7 protein-coding genes are annotated in these 7,092 nt (G+C 49.5%); 6 read left to right on the top strand and 1 reads right to left on the bottom strand.

Annotated elements, in window-relative coordinates:
- The coding region (locus tag IQ235_RS14465; protein ID WP_405196684.1) for a M16 family metallopeptidase at positions 1 to 402 on the top strand (402 nt) is incomplete at its 5' end.
- Positions 403 to 537: 135 nt separating this feature from the next.
- On the opposite strand, the gene IQ235_RS14460 is transcribed toward IQ235_RS14465, so the two are convergent.
- Positions 538 to 2,676: a GGDEF/EAL domain-containing response regulator gene (locus tag IQ235_RS14460; protein ID WP_264322151.1), complete on the bottom strand. Its 2,139-nt coding sequence runs from the start codon at positions 2,674 to 2,676 to the stop codon at positions 538 to 540.
- 1,079 nt (positions 2,677 to 3,755) lie between these two features.
- Here IQ235_RS14460 and IQ235_RS14455 point away from each other — a divergent pair.
- The 5 genes from IQ235_RS14455 (at position 3,756) to IQ235_RS14435 (ending at position 6,770) form a co-directional block, all read left to right on the top strand.
- Positions 3,756 to 3,941 (top strand): DUF3285 domain-containing protein, encoded by a 186-nt coding sequence (locus IQ235_RS14455; protein WP_264322150.1) that lies wholly within the window; start codon positions 3,756 to 3,758, stop codon positions 3,939 to 3,941.
- Positions 3,942 to 3,963: 22 nt separating this feature from the next.
- Positions 3,964 to 4,470, top strand: a complete 507-nt coding sequence (ybeY, locus tag IQ235_RS14450; RefSeq protein WP_264322149.1) for an rRNA maturation RNase YbeY — start codon at positions 3,964 to 3,966, stop codon at positions 4,468 to 4,470.
- 90 nt (positions 4,471 to 4,560) lie between these two features.
- On the top strand, positions 4,561 to 5,064 hold the full coding sequence (locus IQ235_RS14445; RefSeq protein ID WP_405196683.1) for a diacylglycerol kinase family protein: 504 nt from the start codon (positions 4,561 to 4,563) through the stop codon (positions 5,062 to 5,064).
- Between the two features lie 193 nt (positions 5,065 to 5,257).
- A complete protein-coding gene (locus tag IQ235_RS14440) occupies positions 5,258 to 5,845 on the top strand; it encodes an anthranilate synthase component II (protein ID WP_264322148.1) in 588 nt (195 codons plus the stop codon).
- A 151-nt stretch (positions 5,846 to 5,996) separates the two neighbouring features.
- Positions 5,997 to 6,770 (top strand): MBL fold metallo-hydrolase, encoded by a 774-nt coding sequence (locus IQ235_RS14435; RefSeq protein ID WP_264322147.1) that lies wholly within the window; start codon positions 5,997 to 5,999, stop codon positions 6,768 to 6,770.
- The last annotated feature ends 322 nt before the right edge of the window (positions 6,771 to 7,092 follow it).

Raw genomic sequence — 7,092 nt, 5'->3', positions numbered from 1 at the left:
ACCCGATCGGATGCCACGGTTCCCTTCATCAGATCGGTTCGACGGGAAATAGAGCGAATTCGTAACGAACCAATTACCCCCGAAGAATTACAATACGCCCAAGAATCGGCGATTAATTCCTTCGTGTTTAATTTTGCCGACCCAGGTCAAACCCTCTCGCGCGTCATGCGCTACGAGTATTACGGCTATCCAAAAGATTTTATCTTCCAATACCAGCGCAAGGTGGAAACCACGACCATCGAAGACGTGCAGCGAGTTGCCCGAGAATACCTCAAGCCCGAGAATCTGGTGACTTTAGTCGTGGGCAATACCAGTGCCATTCAACCGTCTCTGTCCACCCTCGAACCGGAACTAGAAGTGACTTCGATCGATATTACGATTCCCGATCCCGCTCAAATTTAGGACGCGGGAAGGGGGAGACAAGGGAGAGAGTAACCATTTCCTATTCCCTATTCCCTATTGGAGAAAAGGAAGAATAACGACTCACCCATTGTTAATTGTTAATCATTATTCATTCCTCCGAATTCCGAATTCTCTTCAAAGAGCGGCGGCAAATTGAGAATCGAACAGCTCCGTGGCCGAAACCGCATCGACTGGGGGCGAAAACAGATATCCCTGGGCTTGTTCGCAACCCAACTCGCGCAACCGCTGCTTGTGCTTGCTTGTTTCCACCCCTTCAGCAATCACATTCATCCCCAGGTTGTGAGCGAGGACGATAATCGCTTCGACAATTTTGGATTCGCCGGAAAATTGCATGGAAATAAACGATCGATCGATTTTGAGGGTATTGAAGGGGAAGCGGTGGAGATAGCTCAAAGAGGAATACCCCGTTCCGAAGTCGTCGATACTCAATCCCATGCCTAAAGCGCGAATTTGGGAGAGCAACCGGCTGGTGGGCATATCGTTATCGATGAGGGTTCCTTCGGTGACTTCGAGTTTCAGGTTCGATCGAGGTAAACCCGTTTTGTGCAAAACTCCCTCAATTTGCTCCAGACAATCCGGCTGCCAGAACTGCTTGCCCGAGAGGTTAACGCTCATCACCATTTTTTGACTGGCGGGAAATTGCGATTGCCAGCGGCGCATTTGACCGCAGGCCTGGTTGAGAACCCACCAGTCTAGGGGAACGAGCAATCCCGTCTCTTCTGCTATGGGGATAAATCGATCGGGTGGGACTAAACCTCGCTCGGGATGGTTCCAGCGTACCAGAGCCTCAAACCCCACCATCCGATTGGTAAACAAACTGATAATTGGTTGGTAGTGAACGACGAATTCTCCCTGTTCGAGTCCGCGTCTCAAATCCGTTTCGAGCTGTAATTGTCCGGCAACCTGAGCGTACATCAAACTGTTGAAGATCTCGTAGCGGCATTTTCCCTTGGCTTTAGCTTGATATAGAGCAATATCCGCATCGCGAATAAACTCGTCGGGTTCGGCACGGCTACCAGTGCTCAGGGCAATCCCGATGCTGGTGCTGGTGAAGACTTCGTGTCCGTTAACCTGGAAGGGTTGTTTGAGTTCGGAGACGATGCGTTCGGCAATTTGGGTGACTTTTTTGAAACTTTTGAGATCGTCGAGGAGAATGATAAATTCATCGCCTCCAAACCGGGCGACGATATCGCTTTGGCGCAAGCAGTTTTCCAGGCGACGAGCGACAGCCACTAACAGTTGGTCTCCCGTTAAATGGCCGAGGCTGTCATTGACGAGTTTAAAGCGATCTAAGTCCAGAAACAGAATTGCAAACAAATAGTTTGGGTTGTTCTCACTGCGATCGATCGATCTTCCCAATGCTTGCATTAACGAAATGCGGTTGAGCAATCCCGTCAGAGCATCGTGCCCGACGTTATAGCGCAATTCCGATTCAACACCCGAGCGTCGATCGATTTCCGCTCGTAATTGCTCGTTCGCCTGCTGGAGTTCATCGTTAAGCTGTTCGAGGGCGAGTTCTGCTTGCTTGCGCGCGGTAATCTCCCGTAGGGAAGCCAGATATGCCGGTTTTCCAAGCCATTCAAATTCAACCAACCGCATTTCTGCGGCAATCTGCTCTCCCGAAGGACGAAAAATCGAGATTTCGACCCGATCGGATATTGTCGAGGGAATGGTAATCCCAAAGCTTTGACCCTGGAGTTCTGCGGCCGTTCGACCGAAGATGGCTTCGGCTGCCGGATTGACAAACTGGATCGCTCCAGAGCGATCGACGACTAGGATACCATCGGCATTTTTGGCAATTAAGGTTTGTAATTGCTCTTGGCTGGTTTGGAGGGCGAGGGTTTGTCTTTCTAGATCTAGATGCAATCGCTGTCGTTCGATGCTGTGGCGAAGCGCTCGTACCAATAGGTGAAGATTGAATTGCCCTTTGACTAGGTAATCCTGAGCGCCTTCTCGCAGAGCTGCTAACGCTCTACTTTCATCAATTTGGCGGCTCAAAACGACGATCGGAATTTGTGGAAATAGATGGTGAATGTTCCGAACCACATCTAATCCTTCCTCGTCAGGTAAGAGCAGACTACAAAGAACGATCTCGAAATTTTCCCCTTTGAGGACGTTTAAACCCGCTTCCAGACAATCGACACAGACGAGTGTTGCCTGAAAGTCTTTGGCTTGGGTGAGAAATTTTTGGATTAACTTAACATTTTTTCGGTCGCGGTCGATTAAGAGAATGCGAATTTCAGGGGTTAACATTATCTTTTCCCATTCCCATATTTTTGGGTAGATACACAATAGATTCTGTGGTGAGACCTTTTCGGACGAGCGTATAATTCGCGATCGGGAATCGCTAAATCCATCAGGTTTTGAATCGCTCGTCTGCACACCCGATGATAACGAGCGATCCTTACCGAGTTTTCCGGGTCGTCGAAAATGGCGGGTCGTTTAGGTGGGGGAGCTTCATTATCTTTATCGGACAAGAACTCGATACTCAAATGCTTTGAGATCGGGCTTTGCAACCCAAGATTGAGGGAGGGTAAAGGGATAAATTTCTTTTGTTCTCAAAGCATAGCCAGCCAGAATTTAAGGTCGATCGCTCTTAAACGATTCTCAGAGTTTTGAGCGATCGATATCGATAAGTTATACCCTGAAGTCGAAATATATTCTTCGATTGAATCGTGAAGCTCGTGTGGATGACACAGAAAAAAATGTTCGAAAAATCCAAGTTAATACGTAAAAACATCGATGCTTGCATAGTTCCTCAAAAAAACGACCGCTCGCGAGCCATTCGCAAATCAACGGGAAATCCAACCCAAAATGCAGTCCGAAAAATCTTGCATCTATGGAGAATTCGCTCTCTGGGGCTATTTTTTCCAGAGCAATGGCCGACTTTTAATTTAGAGCGCGCCCAAGTAAGTTGGGGATTTCTGCAACGTTTGAAGCGCCCAACGCACAATCGCCACTTGACATAAAGTAACAGACTCATCGGCAGAACCTCGAACCGAAAGCGATCGCTGCATTGAATCGGGATTTAAGCAGAAAAACCCCAATTTTTATTAAACTACGTTTCCGAGATTTCGCTATCCGTAATCTTACCGATTGTTTTGAGTGATGAGAAAAATTTATATCGAAAAAATACTCAAATTTATTGGTTTTCAAGAAATGTTTTCTTTCGTTATTGGAAAATTCTGGAGATTTATTGAAGTCCTTTTGAGAAACCATTGCACGTCGAGGGCGATCGAGCAGATGACAACCAGTCACAAGACTTAAGTTGTTAAATTGAGGCAATAATTTGTTACGGTGTGAAACAGAAGCACGATCGCGAGCTACCCTTTATGAACGATTCTCCCACTCCCACTCCAACCCCCACCACGCCGGCCACAAACGAACCCAAACCCAGCTACGTCAAGCTGGCGATGCGCAATATGGTTCGCAAAGGTCAAAAATCGGCCACTCACTTTACCATCACCGCTGTTGGCTTACTCGCGTTTTTTATCGGTGTTTCTTATCTGACACGCTGAAGATCTCGCGCCGCTACCGCCCATGCAACTAGACCTTAGCATTCAAGGAAGTTCTCCAACATCGACCGCCGTCCAAATGGCGATCGCCGAGGTCTTGGAGGCACCGTGGGAGAATTGGTTCGAGCGTTGGCTGCACCGATTGCAAGGGAATTTACCCCCTGCGAGCACTTACGAACTCAGCCTGTGTGCCGTTGATGACCTTCAAATTCAAACTTTGAACGATCGGTTCCGGCAACAAGACCGACCGACAGATGTTTTAGCGTTTGCGGCTCTAGAAGCTAACATTCCCCATCCCGAAGAAATGCCTTTAGATCTCGGAGAAATTATCATCTCCGTCGAAACCGCCGAACGACAGGCCGCACAGCGACAACATCCTCTGGTCGCAGAATGTGGATGGCTGGCCGCTCACGGTTTGCTCCATTTACTCGGTTGGGATCACCCTTGTGAGGATCGGTTGATGGAAATGTTGCATCAGCAAGACATCTTGTTACGAGATATCGGGCTTCAACCTCCCACTCCATTAATCTAAAATTAATCTCCGATCGCGATCGGTCAAAGGTCAACTGGGTTTATCGTATACTCACTATTCAAATTTGGTGCCAAAGTCTGTCAACTGACTATGAAACCCAACGAAACCCTAACCTACTCCCATCCGGTACAATCGCCATCCATGACTCCAAAACTTCCCATCGAGCAAGCACAAAGCACCTCATCTCCCATCGAACGAGAATTATCCTGGACTGTGGCTTCAAGCCTATTTGCAAGCTTTAAGTACGCAGCCGCCGGAATCGGTTATGCCTTTACGACCCAGCGGAACTTTCGCATTCACGTGGTGATCGGCAGCCTAGCCATTGGATTGGCGTTGTTTTTGCACCTCGAAGCGGTTAAAGTCGCCATCATCGTTCTCACGATCGGTTTGGTTCTTGCATTAGAGTTATTGAATACAGCCTTAGAATCGGTCGTCGATCTGACAGTACAACAAACCTTTCATCCCCTCGCTAAAATTGCTAAAGACTGTGCGGCTGGAGCGGTGATGGTGTCGGCACTCTCTGCCCTGGCGATTGCGAGTTCTCTAATTTTTCCGCCCTTGTTTGACTGGTTCCAAACCACCGTCGGCAGCTAGAGCGTCAAACCCTACAAGTTGACGATCTGCTGGTGAAGGTGAAACAGCCAGCCATCGTTCCGCTTGCCTCACTATTATTCGTAGCGATGAGACGTTTCCAGACATTAAAAATAAAATCAATTTTCATGCCGAAATTATGAATTCTTAAACCCCGTTCCCCGTTCTCCATTTCCTCTTTTCCACCAGATGTCTAATGATTATTGTCATTGATAATTACGATAGCTTCACCTACAACCTCGTTCAGTATCTAGGTGAATTGGCGGCTAAATTTCCCGTCGCCGCGGATATTCAGGTCTACCGCAACGATAAAATTACCCTCGACGAAATTCAAAACTCCGGTGCCGCTGGAATCGTGATCTCTCCAGGGCCCGGTCGTCCGGAAGATGGTGGTATTTCTCTAGAGACGATCGCCAAACTGGGAACGACGATTCCAATTTTGGGCGTTTGCTTGGGCCATCAAAGCATCGGACAAGTCTTTGGCGGCAAGATCGTCGGCGCGCCGGAATTGATGCACGGCAAAACATCCCCGGTGTTTCATGGCGGTCAAGGGGTGTTTCGCGGTCTGGACAATCCCCTAACGGCCACTCGGTATCATAGCTTAGTTATCGATCGCGCTACCTGTCCGGAGGTGCTCGAAATTACCGCTTGGGTGGAAGATGGGACAATTATGGGCGTGCGCCATCGGGACTACCCCCATATCGAGGGCGTTCAGTTTCACCCGGAAAGTATTTTGACCGGCTGCGGTAAAACCCTATTGGAAAATTTCCTCGCTCGGTTGTAATATCGAGTCGCGGGCGAGCGCCCGATCGCTGTGTCGAACGATCGTCGCGATCGCTCTTCAAACATGGGAGCAATTTCGAGGGCGATCGCGTCACCGGACTTTAAGATAAGATCTGGCAATTGAGAACGACAGAATAAGGCGATCGGGAACCATGAAACGACGACAATTCATTCATTACTTACAAGTCGGAGTCTGGAGCGCGATCGCGACGGCGGGCCTATCCGAATGGCAAACGGCACGCGCTCAATCCGTCGACGGGCTATCGGTTCGATGGTTCGGTCATACCTGTTTTTCGTTTTCTGGCGGGGGCAAGCGGATTCTGGTCAACCCCTTCCGCTCCATTGGCTGTACGAGTGGATACGACGAACCGAGTATCGATGCCGATTTGGTTTTGGTTAGCAGTTTGTTGCTCGATGAAGGGAATCTGGAGGGACTGCCCGAAGACCAAAAACTGTTGTTCGAGGCGGGAGCTTATCAACTCGGAGATCTGAGATTCGAGGGGATTAAAACCGATCACGATCGCAATGGAGGTCGCCGCTTCGGCACGAATGTCGTCTGGGGATGGACTCAGGCGGGTCTTAAGATTCTTCACCTAGGAGGAGCCGCTGCTCCAATAACCTTCGAGCAACAGATTCTTATGGGACAGCCCGATGTTCTCTTCTTGCCGGTAGGAGGTGGCCCGAAAGCCTATGGCCCCGACGAAGCTGCCGCTACCCTCGAACTGCTCAATCCCAAAATCGTCGTCCCCACCCACTATTTCACCTCGGCTGCCGATCCGGCCACATGCGATCTCGAACCCCTCGATGCTTTTCTCGATTTAATTCCGGAAGTTCAGGTACGCCGGGTGGGAAGTTCCGCGACGATCGCACCGAGAGATTTGCCAGAAACGGGTACGATCGTCTATGTGATGGACGATCGCCTTTAGAATTCGGAAAGGGGAGAGGGGAGAGGAGAATAATGATTAGTCACGAACGATCGGTTTTCCGTTCGCTACTCTCTCTGCCTCCCGACGGTCGGCGTTCCCTTGCGTCTTGCGCCATGCGGGATCCGACCGCTGCTTCCCCTGCCCTTAAGCTTCTGACTGATATATGGATCGAGTTCAACCCCCGCTTAACTTTATCGCACCAGCATTTAATCCCTGGGTCTTGCGCCTCGCCCGCCTGAGTTTACCGATTTGGCTGCGATCGCAAGCGGATCTCGAGCAAATTCAGGGGGCAAACTTAGAACGACTCGTCCAACAGTACGAT

This window comes from Zarconia navalis LEGE 11467 (assembly GCF_015207075.1).
GTDB classification, from domain to species: Bacteria; Cyanobacteriota; Cyanobacteriia; order Cyanobacteriales; family Geitlerinemataceae; genus Zarconia; species Zarconia navalis.
The sequence above is the reverse complement of the archived record's forward strand: the minus strand, read 5'-3'. Positions and strand labels throughout refer to the sequence as shown.